This window comes from Streptomyces sp. NPDC054813 (assembly GCF_053611365.1).
This window is the reverse complement of the sequence record NZ_JBSHAF010000011.1, coordinates 62655-81644: the sequence shown is the minus strand read 5'-3', so window position 1 is coordinate 81644 and position 18990 is coordinate 62655. Positions and strand designations below refer to the sequence as shown.

Sequence of the window (18990 nt, the reverse complement as noted above, 5' to 3'; positions counted from 1 at the left end):
AATTCCGCGACAGGTTGTCCACAGCCCGTGGATACACCGGAGCGACCGGTACCTGTTACGGAACCGTAGACAAGGCGGGTCCCGGCCGCCGGAGCTGCCGGAATATTCTCGGCTCGATCACAAGTGTGGAGAAGGGGCGGATCTGCCATGGAGAAGCTGGGGCCCGGGGATCCGCAGCACATCGGGAAGTACCGGCTGCTGGCGCGGCTGGGCGCGGGCGGCATGGGGCACGTGTATCTCGCCCGGTCGGAGCGCGGCCGTACCGTCGCCGTGAAGCTGGTGCGGGCGGAACTCGCCGCCCAGGAGGACTTCCGGGCCCGCTTCCGGCAGGAGGTGCGCAACGCCCAGCGGGTCGGCGGGTTCTGGACCGCGCCCGTCCTAGACGCCGACACCGAGGCCGCCGTGCCCTGGGTGGCCACCGGCTATGTCGCCGGGCCGAGCCTCCAGCGGGTCGTCGAGCACGACCACGGGCCACTGCCCGAGCGGTCGGTGCGCATCCTGGCCGCCGGGCTGGCGCACGCGCTCACCAACATCCACGCCGCCGGGATCGTCCACCGCGACCTCAAGCCGTCCAACGTGATGCTCACCATAGAGGGACCCCGGGTCATCGACTTCGGGATCGCGCGGGCGCTGGAGACCCTCCCCGGCGAGGGCATCACCCAGACCGGGTCACTCGTCGGCTCGCCGGGCTTCATGGCCCCCGAGCAGGTGCGCGGCGACCGGATTACCCCGGCCTCCGACGTCTTCAGCCTCGGCTCGGTGCTCGCCTACGCGGCCACCGGCCGGCTCCCCTTCGGCTCGACCGAGGGCGGCGCACACGCGCAGATGTTCCGCATCGCCCAGGAGGAGCCGGACCTGTCCGGGCTCCCCGAGGGCATCGCCGACGTGGTCCGCGGCTGCCTCCGCAAGGACCCGGCGGCCCGCCCCTCCCTGGACGCGATCCTGGCGAGCACGGGAGCGGTCGACACGGTCGAGGAGGGCCGCTCCCGGGACCCCTGGCTACCGGGTTCCCTGGTGGCCCAACTGGGCCGCCACGCGGTCGAATTGCTGGAGGTGGAGGACCCGACGGTGCAGGGGCCTCGGCAGACCCCGGCAGGGGAATGGGCGCAGGGGCCGGCCGGCCAGGGGGCGCGGGGAGGTGCTGAATCCACGGCTGCCGGCGGGGGAGCGCGACCAGCCGCAACCCACCCGCAGCCGACACCCGGCCCAGCCTCCCCCGAACACGCCCCGGCCTCGCACCCGGCCTACGGCTACCCGAACCAACCCCACCAGCACCCGCAGCCGTACAACCCCTACAGCAACCCCTACAAAACCCCCCGCACCACCGTCGCCACCCCCGAGCCCACCCAGCCGCCGCTCTACACGCCCCCGCCGTACGACCCCACCCCCGACGGCGAGTCGCGCCGTACCCGCCGCTCCACCGCGCTTCTCGTCACCGTCGCCGCGGTCGTGATGCTGGCCGCCGGCGGCTCCGTGTACGCGCTCATGAACAGCGGCGGCGACGACGACAAGGCGGGCGGCACCCCCACCCCCTCGGCGACCGCCCAGACCTCCTCCGGGGAACCGACGCCCAGCGAGTCGCCCTCCTCCTCGGCCTCCTCCACCGGCACTGTGCCCACCGCCTTCCTCGGCACCTGGGCCACGGTGATAGACAACTCCACCGGCCACAACACCCGCGAACTGACCATCCGCCAGGGCGCCGTGGGCGACACGGTCCTCACCCTGGTCGCGGACGGCCCCGGCTACCACTGCGAGTTCGACGCGAAGCTCGCCGGGAAACCCGGCTCGGGCGGCCCGTTGGAGATCGGTCCTTCCACGGTCACGACGGGCAAGCCCCGTTCGTCGTGCAGCGCCGGAGAGGCCACCGAGGTGACCCTGCTGTCGGACGGCAGGCTGAAGCGGGAGAGGAAGGACGGCGAGGAGAGTCTTACGTACAGCAAGCAGTGAACTCCCGCGGCTCCTGGGGTAGTTGAACGTTCGGAGAACATTCGTCCAGGTGTCCGAATTATCCCGTCCCGGCCCCCTCCGTACCCCTTACGGTGACCGCACCATTCGACTCCGGGGAGTGGCGGGGGCACCCACATGGAGTGGCTGAGCGCGGAGAACATCGTGGCCGTCGGCACCGCGGTGGCGGGCATCGTCGCGTCGGCGGCCATCTTCTGGTTCGAGCGGCGCGTCCCGCGCCGGTGGGGGCACCTCCCACGCCCTTAAGGCAGTGGGGGAGCATCGGCTACCGCGTGCAGATGGACAACCCGATCGGCGACGACGTCCGTTCGGGCCGGCTCGGCCGGCGCCTCGGCCTCTTCGACGAGGCCCCGGACATGGCCGACGCCACCCTCGTCCTGCTGCGCATCGAGAACGACGGCTCGCAGGGCATCGGCCGCGACGACTACACCAGCCCGGAACTGCACGGTCTCACCGCGGTGTTCAGCGACCGGACGATCCGCGGTGTCTCGGTCACCCAGCCGACCGACAGCCACCACCTCATGCCGCACTTCACCCCGGAGCGCGGCTTCGGCTACTCGGGCAACTCCCTGCGCATCCCGCGTGTCCCGCTCAACCACGGTGAGCACTTCAAACTGCTCGTGCTGCTGTCCGGCGGCGACGTCGGCCGGGAGATCAGGCTCATCGGCGGTATCCACGACGGCGAGGTGCACCCCAACCGCAGCGCCACCCTGGACGACGCGACCCCGCTGTTCAGCCGCGCCTCCCGGCTGATCACCACCATGCTGACGCTCAGTGTCGTCACCCTGGCCACGATCGTCGTGGCCCGCGACGACAGTCCGCCGCCGATCGGCTGCGCGAAGGGCTCGTTGAAGGTCTACGGCTCGACGGCGTTCGCGCCGGTGATCACGGACGCGGCGGAGAAGTACGAAAGGGACTGTGAGGGGGCGTCCATCCGCGTCGACGCGCACGGGTCGACGGCCGGGATCAGGGACCTGGACAGCGCGGGAGCCGACGGGAAAGCGAAGGGCTCCCCCTCGGTCGTGGCGCTCTCGGACGGCCCCAAGCCGCCCGGCAAGCCCGAACTGCGCGAGAACCGGGTCGCCCTGGTGGTCTTCGCCCTGGTCGTGAACGACGACGTGAAGCTGGCGGACCTCGCCACTGCCGACGTACGCCGGCTGTACCGGGGCGAGATCACCAACTGGAAGCAGCTGGGCGGCCCCGACCTGCCGGTGAAGCTGGTCAGCCGGGACGCCAACTCCGGGACCCGGCAGGTCTTCCAGCGGCGGGTGCTGAAGCGTGGCGAGATCGCCAACTCCTCCGTCGACTGCGTGCACAAGGACGACCCGACGGCGAAGGTGATCCGCTGCGAGCTGGACTCGACCGACCAGGTGCTGTCGGAGGTGGCCCAGCTGAAGGGGGCGGTCGGCTACGCCGAGCTGAACGTGGCGGCCGGGGCGAAGGGCCTGCACATTCTCTCCCTGGACCACGACGCCCCGTCCGTGGAGGCGATCGAGAGCGGCCTCAGCCCGTACCCGTACCGCGAGATCGAGTACGCGTACACCTACGGCCGGCCCGCGGCCGACACCCTGGCGTCGAGCTTCCTGTCGTACGTCGTCAAGGGCAGCGGCGAGGACGTGATCCGCACGCACGGGCATGTGCCCTGTTACACCCCGGTGGGAATGAAGCTCTGCCGGTGAGGCCGGTGAGGCGCGGCGGTTCAGTCGAGGCTCACCCAGGTGCCCCCGGCGGCCGAGCGGCTCATCGCGTCGAGGGCGGTCGCGCTGTGCACGGCGTCCCGCAGGGTCGGGCCGTACGGGGTGTCCTCGGCTATGGAGCGCAGGAAGTTGCGGGCCTCGACGACCTTGAGGTCGTCGTAGCCCATGGCGTTGGCCGCGCCGGGCTGGAAGGCGCCGTACTCGCCGTGCCCGGGGCCGACGTGGACCGTGCTGACGGGCTGGTCCTGGTAGGAGGTGCCGCGGCTGATGCCGAGTTCGCCCATCCGCCGGTAGTCCCAGAAGACGGCGCCCTTGGTGCCGTGCACCTCGAAGCCGTAGTTGTTCTGCTCGCCGACCGAGACCCGGCAGGCCTCCAGGACGCCCCGGGCGCCGGAGGCGAAGCGCAGCAGGCAGTTGACGTAGTCCTCGTTCTCGACCGGGCCGAGTACGCCGCCGGTGGCCAGGGTGTGGCCGGCGGTGGCGCCGGTGGGGCGGGCGCGCTCCGGGATGAAGACGGCGGTGTCGGCGGCGAGCGCGGTGATCTCGCCGAGCAGGAAGCGGGCCAGGTCGACGCCGTGCGAGGCGAGGTCGCCGAGGACCCCCGTGCCGCCGCGGGCCCGCTCGTAGCGCCAGGTCAGGGCGCCGTCCGGGTGGGCCGCGTAGTCGCTGAAGAGGCGGACGCGGACGTGCGTGACGGTGCCCAGGTCGCCGGAGGCGATGAGGTCACGGGCGTAGGCGACGGCGGGCGCGTTGCGGTAGTTGAAGCCGACCGTGCCCTGGACGCCCGCCTTCGTGACGGCGTCGGCGACCGCGCCGGCGTCCTCCGCGGTCAGCCCGACCGGCTTCTCGATCCAGATGTGCTTGCCGGCCTCGGCCATGGCGACGCCGATCTCCCGGTGCAGGAAGTTCGGCGCGGTGATGCTGACGGCGTGCACGCGCGGGTCGGCGACGACGTCACGCCAGTCGCGGGTGGTGGACGCGAACCCGAACTGTGCGGCGGCCTCCTCGGCCCGGCCGGGCACCTCCTCGGCGACGGTCACCAGCTCGGGGCGTACGGACAGCTGCGGGAAGTGGTGGGGGACCCGCTGGTAGGCCTGGGTGTGCACCCGCCCCATCCAGCCGAACCCGACGACGGCGACGCCGAGCGTACGCACCATGGCTGCCCCTCTTCGGACCGTTCCGCGGACTGTCCGCTCACGATGCGGGGCCGCTTCCGTCGATGTCAAGACATTAGGCCGTCGTGACAAATCTGCTCACCGGAACCGGGCTGGGGTCTTGCCGGAACCGGGCTGGGGTCTTGCCGGAACCTCGCCGGGGTCTCGCCGGAACCTCGCCGGGACCTCGCCGAGGTCTGGCAGGGGCCTCACCGGGGCCTCACCGGGGCTCCGGTGGCCGTTGTCTGGGCATGTTCGGGCGGGTTCCGTTCGTGCCCGGGGGCAGTGGGAAGCGGCCGTTCAGATGTCCCGCGTCCGCGCGCGGCCCCGCCGTCACCGTCGCCTGCATGCCGAGCGGCGCCGGTCCGGTCCGGAACTCCACCATCCAGTCGGCCGTCTCCGTGCGGACCAGCTCGGTCACGTCCTCCGAGAACCGCCGCAGCACCGCAAGGCACCGCTCGGCCGCCTCGCTCGCCGTGCCCTCAGCCGGTCCCAGCACCTCCCGGACGCTCTCCGACGCCCAGTCGAACTGGAGCACCTGGAGCCGCCGCTGCACGGCCTGCGCGGTCGCCATGTCCCTTATCCAGCCGGAGGTCACCCCGAAGAACCGGTCGACGCCGACGCACGCCACCGCCAGCAGCAGCGCGAGATACCCCCAGGGCGCGACCCCGCCGACCACCCCGGTGAGGTCGAGGAGCGGCAGCGCGGCGCCCAGCACCGCGCCCACGGCCGCTCCGCACCGCAGCGCCCGCGCCCCCCGCCGCTTCCACACCCGGTCCGCCAAATACCACGCGGCGGTCTGCAGCGCCCCGCGCTCCACCCACCGGTACAGCTCGTCGAGCCGCTCGGCCGGTTCACCCCAGTCCCCGAGCGGGAACGGCCGCCCGGTCAGGTCACCCGGCCGCAGTCCCGCCGCACCCTCGCCCCGCCCGTCCTGAGGCGGTCCCTCGGGCTGCATCTCCGGCTGGCCCACCCGGCACTCCCTACTGATCACAACCGATCACGTTCCGTGACATCGGACCGTCATTGCGCATGGCGTCGGCCATGACACTGGACGTGACAATGGATGCTGACAACGGGAACCCTTCCTACCGCCCAATGGGTGGCGAAGGCCTTGCTTTCGCCTCTTTTCCGCTCGGAAGTGGGCCTTGATCAGGTATAGGGCCGCCAGGATTCTCACTCGAAAGAGTGGCGGGGCGATGGCTGCGTCGACCACGTAGGCTCATCCACAGCAGAGCAGAACCAGACACGGATGCGGACCCAGGAGCTGATCGTGATCCCCGGTGGTGGCCAGCCCAACATGCAGCAGCTGCTCCAGCAGGCCCAGAAGATGCAGGAGGACCTGGCACGGGCCCAGGAGGAGCTGGCGAACACGGAGGTCGACGGGCAGGCGGGCGGCGGCCTGGTGACGGCCACCGTGACCGGCGCCGGCGAGCTGCGCACGCTGAAGATCGACCCGAAGGCGGTGGACCCGGAGGACACCGAGACCCTCGCCGACCTGGTCGTCGCCGCCGTCCAGGCGGCCAACGCGAACGCCCAGGCACTCCAGCAGCAGAAGCTCGGCCCGCTGGCGCAGGGACTGGGCGGCGGCAGCGGTATCCCCGGTCTGCCGTTCTGATCCCCGGCCGTTTCCGCCACCGCTCTGATCTCGCCGTTCTGATGTTCGTCGCCCGCGCGACACCCGCACCGCCTTCCTAGGACAGGCGGCAGCCAACTACGGTACGTACCGAAAGACTCCAGGAAGGGCAGTCCGTTGTACGAAGGCGTGGTCCAGGACCTCATCGACGAGCTGGGGCGGTTGCCCGGCGTCGGTCCGAAGAGCGCGCAGCGGATCGCCTTCCACATCCTGCAGGCCGAGCCGACGGACGTACGGCGGCTCGCCCAGGCCCTCCTGGAGGTCAAGGCGAAGGTCCGGTTCTGCGCGACCTGCGGCAACGTGGCGCAGGAGGAGCTGTGCAACATCTGCCGTGACACGCGCCGCGACCCGACGGTGATCTGCGTGGTCGAGGAGCCCAAGGACGTGGTCGCCGTCGAGCGCACCCGTGAGTTCCGCGGCCGTTACCACGTGCTCGGCGGCGCGATCAGCCCGATCGAGGGCGTCGGCCCCGACGATCTGCGGATCAGGGAGCTGCTCGCCCGGCTGGCCGACGGCACGGTCACCGAGCTCATCCTGGCCACGGACCCGAACCTGGAGGGCGAGGCGACCGCCACCTACCTCGCCCGCATGATCAAACCCATGGGCCTGAAGGTCACCCGCCTGGCCAGCGGCCTCCCGGTGGGTGGCGACCTGGAATACGCGGACGAGGTCACCCTCGGCCGCGCCTTCGAGGGGAGACGACTCCTAGATGTCTGACGCCACGCTGCACGACACGACGCTGAATCCGGACGACTTCTCGGTCCAGATCGCGGACCAGGTGGAGAGCTTCCTGGTGGCCGTCACGGAGGTGGCCAAGGGCGACGAGCCGGACTCGGCGGTCCCCTTCCTCCTTCTGGAGGTCTCCCAGCTGCTGCTGGCCGGCGGCCGCCTCGGCGCGCACGAGGACATCGTCCCGGACGAGCGCTACGAGCCCGATCTGGGCCTCGAGCCGGACGTCGACCAGCTCCGCGAGAACTTCGCGCGCCTCCTGGAGCCCATCGACGTCTACTCCGAGGTCTTCGACCCGTACGAGCCCCGCAAGGCCCCCGTCCCGGCCCGTCTCTCGGACGACCTGGCCGACATCATCACCGACCTCCGCCACGGCATGGCCCACTACCGGGCCGGCCGCACCACGGAGGCCCTGTGGTGGTGGCAGTTCTCCTACTTCTCCAACTGGGGCCCGACCGCCTCCGCGGTCCTCCGGGCACTCCAGTCCATCCTGATCCACGTCCGCCTGAACCAGCCCCTGGACGAGCTGGACGGCCTGGACACGGACCAGGACACGATGGGCGACGAGACGCTGGAGTTCGAGGCGGGCCAGGTCATGCAGGAGGAGATCGGCGGGGCGCTGGGCCTGGGACCGGTCAAGTAGCCGTCCTCGGGAACCGGCCCACCTGTCCCAGCAGGACGAACAGCTCCGTCGGGGACTGTGTGACGCCGGTGCCCCCGGCGTCGGCCACCTGGTCCCGGCGGGCCGCCGCACCGGCGCCTCCGTAGACGAACACTGGTGTCGCGTCGTCGGTCTCGCGGATCTTCCGGATCAGCTTGAGCCCGGCGTCGGGGTCGAACCCGCCGGCCTCGGCGCGGCCCATGTCGGAGATCACGGCGTCGAAGGGCCGCGGTGCCCCCTGCAGGGCTCGCAGGCCCTCTTCCGTGGACTCGGCCTGTACGACCTCCACCCCCATCGCCTGCAACTGCCCGGCTTCGTAGGCGTTGTTGGAGGGTACGTCGTCGACCCACAGGATCCTGTGCAGGACGCGCTGCTGCGGTGGCGGGTTGTGCCCCGCCCGGCCCTGACCGGCCTGGGCCGCGACCTGCTGCTGGAGTTCCGCGGTGGTCTCCACGACCTTGTCGGTGAACTGCTGGACCGTCAGTTCGTTGTTGCCGACCTTGAGGCTGAAGTCCCGCTTCTTCATGATGTGCTGGATCTCCGGAAGCAGCTTCCCCACCACCCAGGCAGCGAAGAAGGGCCAGGCCAGCCCGGTCAGCGCCCGGATCAACTCCGTCGCGTCCTTCATTAAAATCCTCCCAGTCCGCCGTCCGGTCCTCCCCGGCTCCCCGGGCCACCCGGCCTGGGCGGGTCACTCGGATCGGGCGGGTCACCCGGACCGGGCGAGTCATCCCACTCGGTCAGGTGATCCGGCCTGGGCGAGTTCGGTTCGATGTTGCCCGGCCCGCGCGGGTTCGGTTCGGAGTTGCCCGGGCCGGGCAGGTCGGGTCCGGTGTCGCCCGGTCCGCGCGGGTCCGGTCCAATCGGTCCCTCGTGTATCACCCTCATGCCGAGATTCAGCGGTACCAGGACGACTGCGGGCAGTTCGGCGGTTTCCGTGGTCAGCAGGTCCCTCATCCGGTCCGGGCCGAAGTGCTGTACGCCCATCGCCATCGTGCCGATCACGTCCAGGTCCGCCACGTCGATCGGGGCCGCGGCGTTGAACCAGGTCAGGGTGTTGGCCATGGCGAGGTCTACTGTCCTGGCGTAGGCGCGGGACAGTTCGGTGAGCGTGCCGGCGTACGACTGAGCGGCCGGTTCGTCATCGGGGGAGAGCATGTCCAGCGCCAGGCCCCAGAACGTCCGCACCGGCATGGCCATCGACCCCACGGGGACGACGCCGTCCCGGTGCGGTGACTCGGTCGCGAAGGACCTGAGTTCTGCCGCCTGTTCGCTCCCGGGCGTGGTGAGCCGGGCGCAGGCCAGCAGCAGATAGGTCTGCTGCTGGACGTGGTCGAGGATCTCGTCCGGCCGGCGCTCCTCGAACCCGAGCTCGCTTTCGCCGTGCGGCTGCCCGACAGTGCGCAGAAGCCGGTCCGTCCAGGAATCGAGCTGGTCGCGACAGCTGTCCGGTGCCAGCGAGGCTCTGAGGTAGGCGCCGTACGTGAGTCCGGCTCGGGAGAGCAGCGAGGCGGCGTGGAGCAGCAGGTCGACTCCGGCGTCCGGGTCGACCAGCAACCGCCACTGGCCCGCGAGACGGAAAGCCGACGCGGCCTCGACGAGGGCCGCGAAGTCACTGTCATCCTCCGCGTCGGGCTGCACGAGGCGCCCGTATGCCTCGTGGAAGTCCGCCGTGCTCCTCACCTGGTCGGCGTCGAGTCGCAGCGGGTCGAGCGGTGGGGAGGTCATCTCAGAGCATCTCCCTGACGTTGCTCAGCGCTTCGGGCGGCACGAAACCGGAGTTGAGGTGGGTCCAGGCCCGCCGGATCGTCTTGCTCCCGCGGTCCCACTCCCATTTCTCGCACCGGTTGATCTGGTTCGCGGGCAGGTGGATCTTCGCGGCCACCTCGCCCTCGGTCTGGTACGGCGAGTACCTTCGGTAGGTGTTCAGGTCCCGGACCTCCTCGGCGACGCCCTCCACGGCCACCGCGGAACGGGGGGCCAGGATGACCCAGCAGAAGTAGAGATAGGCGACCGGCTCCCGGCCGAAGCCGGTTCCGAACCACAGGGCCGTGTGCCGGGCGGTGTGCACGAAGTTGGTCTTCGCCGCCGTGTCCCGCTCCACCGTCCCGCACGAGAGCGAGATGAACGGGGTCTCCTCGCAGAACGGCAGCCCCGTGGTCGGATCGATGCTCTCGAAATGGTTCACGTGCAGATTGAGGTTCCGCGCGGTCAGTTTCGAGGCGATCTCGTTGCTCGGCAGGGGATCGTTCCGTCCCCACCAGCGGCAGGTGATTCCGATCCTGTGGTCGATCAGTCCCCTTGCGACGTCGTCGCCAGGGAGCGACATCCCCTTGACACACCACTGCACGATCACTGCTCGTCCCCCGATGCCACGCGCGTGCCGGACCCGTCAGCGTAGGGCAACTCATCGCATCGGCAGGGGAGTTTGGGTCATATTCCGCCGATCTCCTTGCTCGCCGCCCATTCCGGACGCCGACGAGTTGCGCGAGGCCCGACTCCCGCGCCCGTCAGCCTTTAGGACAGCAACAGTCCTAAGCGGTGCCTACGGTCGTCGGTGACACCCGACACCAGCGAGGGGACCGCGAGGCACGAGCAGACCAGCGCCACACCGGAGGGCTACACCACGGTCGCGCCCTGGGTCGTCACCGACGACACCGGGGCGTTCCTGGACTTCGTCACCCAGGCGTTCGGGGGCGAGGAGCTGGCGCGGGCGCGCACGGAGGACGGTCTGATCGGGCATGGTGAGATCTGGGTCGGTGACACCGTCGTGCTGGCCTTCGACCGGCACGCCGACTGGCCCGTCCTGCCGAGCCTGCTGCGCGTGTTCGTCGCCGACGCCGACGCCGACGCCGACGCCGACGCCGACGACGCCTTCGCCCGGGCCCTCGCGGTCGGCGGGCGGGTCGTCACGGACCTGGCCGACGACGCCTTCGGGCAGCGCGGCGGGCGCGTCAAGGACCCCTTCGGCAACATCTGGTGGGTGGTCGGCCACGTCGAGGACGTCTCCGAGGAGGAGATGTGGACACGGCTGCGGGACCCCGGGTACGCCGAGGCCATGCGGGTCACTCAGGAGACGCTCGACGCCGAATTCAGCGGCCGCCGGCAGGGCCGAAGCAGCGCCCCCCTACAGGTCGATTGAGCTGTTCGCGGTCACGCGGCGGCGACATCTGGCTACATTGAGTAGCGGAGGTGGGTGCCGTGTCCGGCGATAACAACAACCAGCCGCCCGCTGCCTGGCGCTACAGCGGCGACCAGCTGAAGCGCTGGCGCACGAGGGCCGACGTCACCCGGGAGAAGCTGGCCTCCGCCGCCAACTACTCCACGGAGACCATCGCCTCCATGGAGCGCGGGGTGCGCAGGCCGACCTCGCGGGTGCTGGACGTGGCGGACGAGCTGTGCGGTGCGAAGGGGATGCTGAGTGCCGCGAAGGAGTATCTGGACCGGGAGCGGTTCCCGGCGCGGGCGCGGGATTTCATGGAGCGGGAGAAGGAGGCGACGAGCCTCTGGTGGTACGAAGTCTCGCTCGTTCCTGGGCTGTTGCAGACGAAGGGGTATGCGCGGGCGCTCATTGACAACCGGATCCCGCCCCTGGACGAGGAGACGGTGGAGGAGCGGATCGCCGCGCGCATGGACCGACAGGCCGTCCTCACCGAGCGGAAGCCCCCGGTCGGCTCGAGTTTCATTCTCTACGAGGCCGTACTGCGCTGCCCGCTGGTGGACGACGAACAGTTGCGCCGCCTGCTGGAGGTGTCGCGGCTGCGGAACGTCGTGGTGCAGGTGCTTCCCTTCGAACAGGCCTTCAGTGACGCGCTCATGGGGCCCATGATGCTGCTGGAGACTCGTGACCACGAGCGATTCGCTTTCACAGAAGGTCCGTTCACCAGCGAGCTTTCGGCCGATCCGGGGGTTGTCAGTCGCGTGACCGAGCGGCTTAGCATGATCCGCACACAGGCTCTCGATCCCGACGGGTCGGCCCGTTTCGTCGAGCGGATGGTGGATCAGCGTGAGTGACCGGCTGAAGTGGTTCAAGTCGAGCTACAGCGATAACGAGGGCGGCGCCTGCGTCGAAGTCGCCCTCTCCACCGCCGTCCACGTTCGCGACTCCAAGGTTCCGGCAGGCCTCGAAGTCCGCGTGGCCGCCCCTGCCTGGGTGGCCTTCGTTTCCGCACTTCAGCCCGGAGCTTGAGCCCCGGGCTCCGAGCCTCGGGCTTCGAGCTCCTCCATTGGTTTCCGGGTTTCGGGATGGTTGAAAACCAACCCAACCAACCAAGTCTGAACGTGAGTTGAGCCCGCCTACCTCGAAAGAGTGACGTTCCGTGATCGGCTTGCGTCGGAACGTAAAGGCGCTCTAGGTTCGCGGCAATAGATCGGCCCCGGTCGGTGCTGGAACACCGGCTCCGGGGCCTCGACCTACTCATCGAATCGAGACTTCGATGGTGGCTTGCGCCCACCCTAGCCCTGCCCTGCCGTCCCCGTCGCACCCGTTGGCCAAAACGGGGTATGGAAAGCGTTCCGCGGGTGACGAAGTCCCGCACGCGGAGCCGGACTTCGCACATCTGATCCCCCGTGACCGCGAGATCGCCGTCTTCGTCGACCACCTCGACGACGGCCACGCGATGGGCTACAAGGCGATCGCGGCAGAGCACCCCCGCTACGGCCAGCAGGCCGTGCGTACTTCGCTGCGGCGGCTGAGCGACGCCGGTCACCTGAAGCAGATCAGGGAGCACATCACCGTCGAGGACAACTCGATGCGCTGGGTCACGCGGACGTACTGGTCGCGTGCGCCCAGGTCACCGGAGTGGTGGGCGGAGTTCGCGCGCGAGCGCGGCGGCAGGATCGTCGACGAGTACTACCGGCCTGGCCTGGCTCGTGCCGAGGAGGAAGACGCGGCGGAGCAGGCCGCGCCGGACACCGCGCCCGCCTCCGGGTCCGACGCCGAACCGGCGAGCAGCACGGCGTACCGGATCCTCGCCGGACTCCGCGACGAGGACCCCCGGATGCCGCTGTCCGAGTCCGACTGCCGGTCCCTCGAATCCCTCACCGCCGAGTGGCTGTCACGTGGGTCGACGCCTCAGGAAATCATCCGCGCCCTGACGGACGGACTCCCGTCCGACGTCACCAACCCGGGCGGACTCGCCCGCAGACGACTGGAGGACAAGATGCCCCCGAAGAAGGCGAAGGTACGGCAGAAGGCCGCCCCGCGCCGCGCCCGTGTCACCCGCGTGATCATGTGCTGCGTCACCTGTGACGCGGACGAACTGACGACGGAGATTGTCAACGGTCTGTGCCCCGAGTGCCGTGCGGAGATGGAGGCGGAGGAAGCCGGCGAGCCGCCCCTCGGATACGTCCCCGACACCTTCCTGCCGGGCCCGGACGTCGTGGACGTGGCCCGCCGGGCGGCGGAGGTACGGGCGGCGGGGGGCCTGCGCCCGAGGCTCGGGAGTACAGCGTGACCGGGCCGGACGAGCCCGTGTGTCTGTCCGTACACCTCGGCGCGGAGGAGTACCTCGGAACGCGTGCGAACCACGAGCAGGACGGCTCTCCGAGTGAGGGGCAGCCGGATGGGAGGGACGTATGAGCGTGCAGGAGGTGCCGGTCAAGGCAGTATGGAGTCGAGGAGGCGACGCCATGACCCCCAGGACCGAGCCCCAGCCGCAGATGTCCGTCGAGGAGTTCGAGGAGTTGGAACGCCATGCCCCGGAGACCGTGTGGCTGGAGTTCATCAACGGAAAGGTCGTGGTCAAGCCCATGGGGGACGGCAATCATCGCGAGATGATCGCGTGGCTGCAACGAGCGTGCATGCAGCATCGTCCGGATCTGTGGCTGCACGGCGAGAGCGGCCTGAAGACGGAGCGATACCGCAAGGGGCGCGCTCGTGCTGACGGGGTGCTCGTCAAGGTGGGCGGTCTCAAGGGGCACGGTGAGTGGTCCGAATCGGAGGGTGCCCTGATGGCTGTGGAGATCACCTCGTACGATTCCGACACCAACCAGCGCGACCGCGTCGAGAAGCCCGACGGCTACGCCGCCGCCGGCATCCCCGTCTATCTCCTCATCGACCGTGACGACTGCTCGGTCGTCGTGTTCAACCAGCCGGAGGACGGCCGCTACCGGCACGAGGAGAAACTGCCGTTCGGAGCGGCTGTGAAGCTTCCGGAACCGGTGAACATCGCTCTCGACACGGAGCCCCTCAAGGAGTTCGTGGACTGAGCCGCCGTACCGCGAAGGTCACAGCGTCCACAGCCCCTTCGTCACTGCTGTGACCCCGCCCGTCAGAGCCAGCAGGAGGACCAGTCGGCGGGCGTGGTGTTCGGGCATGCGGTCGCCCACAGTCCTTCCGAGCACCCCGCCCGCCACCATCGCCCCGGCCACTGCCGCCCACTCCGCCGCGCTCAGGCCCGGCACCCCGTTCGCCGTCACCGAGAACGCGTTGACGATCACGCCGTAGAACTGTGCGTTCGGGACGAACTCCCGCACCGTCCAGCCCGCGTTGAGCGCGTACAGGGAGACCGGCGGGCCGCCCACGCCCGCCGCCGAGTTCATGAAGCCGCCCACCGCGCCCGCCGTCAACGCGCCTGCCCTGCCGCGGAGTACGGGGACCCGGGCGCCCCGCATCACCAGCAGTACCGCCGCCGTCACCAGGGCACCCATCGTCAGCAGCAGGGCGGGCGGCGGGAGTCGGTGGGTCAGCCAGGTGCCCGCCGGGACCGTGCAGGCCGCCGCCGCGCACAGCGGGACCATCGCCGCCGGGCGGACCCTGCGCCAGCCGCCCGCCAGGCCCACCACGCTGATCGCGCCGGCCGCGCAGTTCGCCAGGGCGACCCCCTCGGCCGGGCCGAGCAGCAGGATCAGGGCCGGTACGGCGACCAGCGCGAAGCCCATGCCGGTCAGCCACTGCACGCTCGCGCCCAGCAGCACGATGCCGGAGAGAAGGAGGAGAAGGATCGGTGCCGTCACGGTGTACCTGACTACACCAGCGGTCGGGCAGCGTACTCCCTCGTCGCGGTCCTCGGGAGCCGGAATCGTTGATCTCGCCAGGCCAACCGGCCGGCCAAGCCGAGAAAAGGATCTCTCCCATGAAGCCGCTGCTCTCCTCCCGACCCGTCCTGTGGTTCCTCTTCCTCTTCAACCTCGTCGTCGCCGCCGTCGCGCCCTTCGCCGTGGACGGCACCCAGGGCGTGCTGACCGCCGTCGGGATGGGCGTCGTCTCGCTGGGCGCCGGGGTCGGCCTGCTGCGCGGGTGAGCGCACGCACCGGCGTCACTGTGAGCCACCGCACTTTCCTGCGTGGTGTGCCGCGCGCTGGGCATGTTCCGTCCCGGAAGCGAGCGGCGGAACACCCCGCCAGGACGTCTCACCATGCGGGAGCACGCTGGTGGAACTCGACCGCTCGTTAAACTGAGCCGACACAGACAAACCGAGCGAGGAGCGCACGTGGGCCTTGTCGTGCAGAAGTACGGAGGTTCCTCCGTTGCCGATGCCGAGGGCATCAAGCGCGTCGCCAAGCGAATCGTGGAAGCGAAGAAGAACGGCAACCAGGTGGTTGTCGTCGTTTCCGCGATGGGCGACACGACGGACGAGCTGATCGATCTGGCCGAGCAGGTATCCCCGATGCCTGCCGGGCGTGAGTTCGACATGCTGCTGACCGCCGGAGAGCGTATCTCCATGGCACTGCTGGCCATGGCGATCAAAAACCTGGGCCACGAGGCCCAGTCGTTCACCGGCAGCCAGGCAGGCGTCATCACCGACTCGGTCCACAACAAAGCCCGGATCATCGACGTCACGCCGGGGCGGATCAGGACGGCGCTGGACGAGGGCAACATCGCCATCGTGGCCGGGTTCCAGGGCGTCAGCGCGGACAAGAAGGACATCACCACGCTGGGGCGCGGCGGGTCCGACACCACGGCCGTGGCGCTGGCCGCCGCGCTGGACGCCGAGGTCTGTGAGATCTACACCGACGTCGACGGTGTGTTCACCGCCGACCCGCGCGTGGTGAAGAAGGCGCGGAAGATCGACTGGATCTCCTTCGAGGACATGCTGGAGCTCGCCGCCTCCGGTTCCAAGGTGCTGCTCCACCGCTGTGTGGAGTACGCCCGCCGTTACAACATCCCGATCCACGTCCGGTCCAGCTTCAGCGGACTTCAGGGCACGTGGGTCAGCAGTCAGCCGATTGGGGACAAGAAGGTGGAGCAGGCCATCATCTCCGGTGTCGCGCACGACACCTCCGAGGCCAAGATCACGGTCGTCGGTGTGCCGGACAAGCCGGGTGAGGCCGCCGCGATCTTCCGGACCATCGCCGACGCCCAGGTCAACATCGACATGGTCGTGCAGAACGTGTCCGCCGCGGCCACCGGCCTGACGGACATCTCCTTCACGCTGCCGAAGACCGAGGGCCGCAAGGCCATCGACGCCCTGGAGCGCAACCGGCCGGGCATCGGCTTCGACTCGCTGCGCTACGACGACCAGATCGGCAAGATCTCGCTGGTCGGCGCGGGTATGAAGACCAACCCCGGGGTCACCGCCTCGTTCTTCGAGGCGCTGTCCGACGCGGGCGTGAACATCGAGCTGATCTCGACCTCCGAGATCCGTATCTCGGTCGTCACCCGCGCCGACGACGTGCCGGAGGCCGTGCGCGCCGTGCACACCGCCTTCGGACTCGACTCCGACAGCGACGAGGCCGTGGTCTACGGAGGCACCGGCCGATGACTGCCAAGCCGACGCTCGCGGTCGTGGGGGCGACCGGGGCCGTCGGCACGGTCATGCTCCAGATCCTGTCCCAGCGGGCGGACGTCTGGGGCGAGATCCGCCTGATCGCCTCCGCGCGCTCGGCCGGCCGCAAGCTGACCGTGCGCGGGGAGGAGGTCGAGGTCGTCGCCCTGTCGGAGGAGGCCTTCGACGGGATCGACGTCGCGATGTTCGACGTGCCCGACGAGATCTCCGCGCACTGGGCGCCGGTCGCCGCCGCCCGGGGCGTGGTCGTCGTGGACAACTCCGGGGCCTTCCGGATGGACCCCGAGGTGCCCCTGGTGGTGCCCGAGATCAATTCGCACTGCGCCCGCAGCCGGCCGCGCGGGATCATCGCCAATCCCAACTGCACCACCCTGTCGATGATCGTCGCCCTGGGCGCGCTGCACGCCGAGTTCGGGCTGCGCGAGCTGGTGGTGTCGTCGTACCAGGCGGTGAGCGGGGCCGGGCGGGCCGGCGTGGAGACACTGCGGGCCCAGCTGTCGATGGTCGCCGGCACGGAGCTGGGCACCAAGCCCGGTGACGTACGGCGGGCCGTCGGGGACCTCACCGGGCCGTTCCCGGAGCCGGTCGCGCTGAACGTCGTACCGTGGGCCGGGTCGCTGCGCGAGGACGGCTGGTCGTCGGAGGAGATGAAGGTGCGGAACGAGTCCCGCAAGATCCTCGGGCTGCCGAAGCTTCCGGTCGCCGTGACCTGCGTCCGGGTCCCGGTGGTCACCACGCACTCCCTGACCGTGCACGCCCGCTTCCAGGGCGAGGTCACGGTCGACGGGGCCCGGGAGATCCTGGACACCGCCCCGGGTGTCGTCCTCTTCGACAACCCGGCCGCCGGGGAGTTCCCGACCCCGGCCGATGTGGTGGGCACCGATCCGACCTGGGTCGGGCGGGTACGGCGGGCGCTCGACGACCCGACCGCGCTGGAACTCTTCGTCTGCGGGGACAATCTTCGCAAAGGTGCCGCCCTGAACACCGCGCAGATCGCCGAGCTGGTGGCGGCGGAACTGACTGGCCGTTCAGGCGCGGCGGAGTTCGCGTGAACAGCCGGTGACCACGGGAAACGTCCTGGGTGGGAGCGGGCCCACAAGTAGGGTCCGGGTAAGAAATGTGGCCATCAGCATGGTCCAAACCACTTGAACCTCGGCCCCTCGGCGTTCGAAGATTTTCCTCCCCGTCCTCCGCAACCGCGCGGGCGGCGGGGAGCGTCTTTGCGATCGCCCTCTTACGGGGCGCTTACGCGGCCGGCCCTCGGGTCGTGGGACGCATGATCCTGGCGTGGGGACGCCGTGATCAGGGCGTGGGGACGCCCGTTCATATGGGACACAAGGGAAGAGCGGGACGCATGACGGCATGTGAGGCACCGTCGGGTGTACTGCCGGACGCGCGGAGAACGGTCTCGACCGCGCGGGCCGGCCGGCCCGGCATGCCCGGCGCGACCCCGCCCGGCGCGCCTGACACGAAAGTGATGCCCGGCACGTACAACCCCGAAGGGGGTAGACGTGTCCAACTGACGTGGCAGAGGTACTCGAACTCAGTGCGCCCCTCGGCGCGACGGCCTTGCGGCCGCCCCGCGCGGGCCTGCGCCCCCGCATGCCCGGCGCGGCCGGCGGCATGCCGGTGATCGCGCCCATGCCCGCAGCGCGGCCCACCCGCATACCCAGCCAGCGCGACGGCGCCGAGGAGACGGCGGCGGCCGGTACCACCGTCGACCACCTCACCGAGACCTACCGGGCGCACTACCGTTCGCTGCTCGGCCTCGCCGCGCTCCTCCTCGACGACACCGCCTCCTGCGAGGACGTCGTCCAGGAGGCGTTCATCCGTGTCCACTCGGCCCGCAAACGCGTCCGTGACCCGGAGAAGACCCTGGCCTACCTCCGCCAGACGGTCGTCAACCTCTCCCGCTCCGCGCTGCGCCGCCGCATCCTCGGCCTCAAGCTCCTCTCCAAGCCGATGCCCGACATGGCGAGCGCCGAGGAAGGCGCCTACGACCTGCTGGAGCGGCGCGACCTGATCAAGGCGATGAAGGGCCTGCAGCGCCGCCAGCGCGAGGTCCTGGTGCTGCGCTACTTCGCCGACATGACCGAGGCCCAGGTCGCCGAGACGCTCGGCATATCGCTGGGATCGGTGAAGGCGTACGGATCGCGCGGCATCGCGGCGCTACGGGTGGCGATGGAGTCGGCGGCATGACGGACAGCCCCGAGGGAGGCGACTCACATGATCGCCACGAGCCCTACGCCTGGCACGAGCCGACACCGGACGGTGCGCCACGCGCCGGCCACGAGCCGCGCGGTTCGCACGGCTCGGGGGAGCCACACGGTCCGGGGGAGCCGCACGGTTCTCACGGTCCGGGCAAGCCGCCGGCCCGGGACCATGGGCCGTCCGGTCGGCGAGAGCCGGCGCGGGACCA

The 18990-nt window shown here is 70.2% G+C and carries 19 protein-coding genes and 1 pseudogene; 14 read left to right on the top strand and 6 right to left on the bottom strand.

Annotated elements, in window-relative coordinates; genetic code table 11:
- Positions 1-147 precede the first annotated feature (147 nt).
- Both ACWGJB_RS23135 and ACWGJB_RS23130 read left to right on the top strand, forming a co-directional pair.
- Positions 148-1947 carry a protein kinase domain-containing protein gene (locus ACWGJB_RS23135; protein ID WP_453382016.1) on the top strand — a complete coding sequence of 600 codons (1800 nt, stop codon included), beginning with the start codon at positions 148-150 and terminating at the stop codon, positions 1945-1947.
- A 135-nt stretch (positions 1948-2082) separates the two neighbouring features.
- A pseudogene (locus tag ACWGJB_RS23130) lies at positions 2083-3644 on the top strand (substrate-binding domain-containing protein).
- A 20-nt stretch (positions 3645-3664) separates the two neighbouring features.
- On the opposite strand, the gene ACWGJB_RS23125 reads toward ACWGJB_RS23130, so the two are convergent.
- Both ACWGJB_RS23125 and ACWGJB_RS23120 read right to left on the bottom strand, forming a co-directional pair.
- On the bottom strand, positions 3665-4819 hold the full coding sequence (locus ACWGJB_RS23125) for a Gfo/Idh/MocA family protein (RefSeq protein WP_453382015.1): 1155 nt from the start codon (positions 4817-4819) through the stop codon (positions 3665-3667).
- A gap of 217 nt (positions 4820-5036) precedes the next feature.
- Positions 5037-5789 carry an SLATT domain-containing protein gene (locus ACWGJB_RS23120; protein WP_360495862.1) on the bottom strand — a complete coding sequence of 251 codons (753 nt, stop codon included), beginning with the start codon at positions 5787-5789 and terminating at the stop codon, positions 5037-5039.
- 300 nt (positions 5790-6089) lie between these two features.
- On the opposite strand from ACWGJB_RS23120, the gene ACWGJB_RS23115 reads away from it, so the two are divergent.
- The 3 genes from ACWGJB_RS23115 to ACWGJB_RS23105 all read left to right on the top strand — a co-directional run bounded on the left by ACWGJB_RS23115 (position 6090) and on the right by ACWGJB_RS23105 (position 7824).
- Positions 6090-6434 (top strand): YbaB/EbfC family nucleoid-associated protein, encoded by a 345-nt coding sequence (locus ACWGJB_RS23115; protein ID WP_351317457.1) that lies wholly within the window; start codon positions 6090-6092, stop codon positions 6432-6434.
- Positions 6435-6569: 135 nt separating this feature from the next.
- Positions 6570-7169 (top strand): recombination mediator RecR, encoded by a 600-nt coding sequence (recR, locus tag ACWGJB_RS23110; RefSeq protein ID WP_189263277.1) that lies wholly within the window; start codon positions 6570-6572, stop codon positions 7167-7169.
- Positions 7162-7824 carry a DUF5063 domain-containing protein gene (locus ACWGJB_RS23105; protein WP_453382014.1) on the top strand — a complete coding sequence of 221 codons (663 nt, stop codon included), beginning with the start codon at positions 7162-7164 and terminating at the stop codon, positions 7822-7824. Before recR ends, ACWGJB_RS23105 begins: the two co-directional genes overlap by 8 nt.
- On the opposite strand, the gene ACWGJB_RS23100 is transcribed toward ACWGJB_RS23105, so the two are convergent.
- Genes ACWGJB_RS23100 through ACWGJB_RS23090 form a run of 3 tightly spaced genes read right to left on the bottom strand, consistent with a single transcriptional unit; the run spans position 7817 to position 10030 of the window.
- Positions 7817-8470 carry a response regulator gene (locus ACWGJB_RS23100; RefSeq protein ID WP_453382013.1) on the bottom strand — a complete coding sequence of 218 codons (654 nt, stop codon included), beginning with the start codon at positions 8468-8470 and terminating at the stop codon, positions 7817-7819. The two genes, ACWGJB_RS23105 and ACWGJB_RS23100, sit on opposite strands and share 8 nt — an antisense overlap.
- On the bottom strand, positions 8470-9570 hold the full coding sequence (locus tag ACWGJB_RS23095; RefSeq protein WP_453382012.1) for a hypothetical protein: 1101 nt from the start codon (positions 9568-9570) through the stop codon (positions 8470-8472). The genes ACWGJB_RS23100 and ACWGJB_RS23095 overlap by 1 nt, the downstream gene beginning before the upstream one ends.
- A 1-nt stretch (position 9571) precedes the next feature.
- The gene (locus ACWGJB_RS23090; RefSeq protein WP_453382011.1) at positions 9572-10030 is read right to left on the bottom strand and encodes a hypothetical protein; all 459 of its coding nucleotides are present in this window, start codon (positions 10028-10030) and stop codon (positions 9572-9574) included.
- 369 nt (positions 10031-10399) lie between these two features.
- Between ACWGJB_RS23090 and ACWGJB_RS23085 the strand changes: the two genes are divergently transcribed.
- The 5 genes from ACWGJB_RS23085 to ACWGJB_RS23065 all read left to right on the top strand — a co-directional run bounded on the left by ACWGJB_RS23085 (position 10400) and on the right by ACWGJB_RS23065 (position 14052).
- Positions 10400-10984, top strand: a complete 585-nt coding sequence (locus ACWGJB_RS23085) for a VOC family protein (RefSeq protein WP_453382010.1) — start codon at positions 10400-10402, stop codon at positions 10982-10984.
- Between the two features lie 50 nt (positions 10985-11034).
- A complete protein-coding gene (locus ACWGJB_RS23080; protein ID WP_453382009.1) occupies positions 11035-11856 on the top strand; it encodes a helix-turn-helix domain-containing protein in 822 nt (273 codons plus the stop codon).
- Positions 11849-12031, top strand: coding sequence for a DUF397 domain-containing protein (locus ACWGJB_RS23075; protein WP_453382008.1), 183 nt, complete (start codon positions 11849-11851; stop codon positions 12029-12031). Before ACWGJB_RS23080 ends, ACWGJB_RS23075 begins: the two co-directional genes overlap by 8 nt.
- A gap of 298 nt (positions 12032-12329) precedes the next feature.
- A complete protein-coding gene (locus ACWGJB_RS23070) occupies positions 12330-13298 on the top strand; it encodes a hypothetical protein (protein ID WP_453382007.1) in 969 nt (322 codons plus the stop codon).
- 175 nt (positions 13299-13473) lie between these two features.
- Complete coding sequence (locus ACWGJB_RS23065; protein ID WP_453382006.1) at positions 13474-14052, top strand: Uma2 family endonuclease; 579 nt, start codon at positions 13474-13476, stop codon at positions 14050-14052.
- Positions 14053-14070: 18 nt separating this feature from the next.
- Here the strand turns inward: ACWGJB_RS23065 and ACWGJB_RS23060 are convergent, their stop codons facing one another.
- Positions 14071-14799: a sulfite exporter TauE/SafE family protein gene (locus ACWGJB_RS23060; RefSeq protein ID WP_453382005.1), complete on the bottom strand. Its 729-nt coding sequence runs from the start codon at positions 14797-14799 to the stop codon at positions 14071-14073.
- 119 nt (positions 14800-14918) lie between these two features.
- Between ACWGJB_RS23060 and ACWGJB_RS23055 the strand changes: the two genes are divergently transcribed.
- From ACWGJB_RS23055 to ACWGJB_RS23040, 4 genes are all read left to right on the top strand, one after another.
- Complete coding sequence (locus ACWGJB_RS23055; protein ID WP_453382004.1) at positions 14919-15086, top strand: hypothetical protein; 168 nt, start codon at positions 14919-14921, stop codon at positions 15084-15086.
- A gap of 189 nt (positions 15087-15275) precedes the next feature.
- Entirely contained in the window at positions 15276-16547 is a 1272-nt protein-coding gene (locus ACWGJB_RS23050) for an aspartate kinase (RefSeq protein ID WP_351317465.1), read from the top strand.
- Positions 16544-17623, top strand: coding sequence for an aspartate-semialdehyde dehydrogenase (locus ACWGJB_RS23045; protein WP_453382003.1), 1080 nt, complete (start codon positions 16544-16546; stop codon positions 17621-17623). The genes ACWGJB_RS23050 and ACWGJB_RS23045 overlap by 4 nt, the downstream gene beginning before the upstream one ends.
- Before the next feature lie 472 nt (positions 17624-18095).
- Positions 18096-18770, top strand: coding sequence for a SigE family RNA polymerase sigma factor (locus ACWGJB_RS23040; protein WP_453382002.1), 675 nt, complete (start codon positions 18096-18098; stop codon positions 18768-18770).
- Positions 18771-18990: the final 220 nt, after the last annotated feature.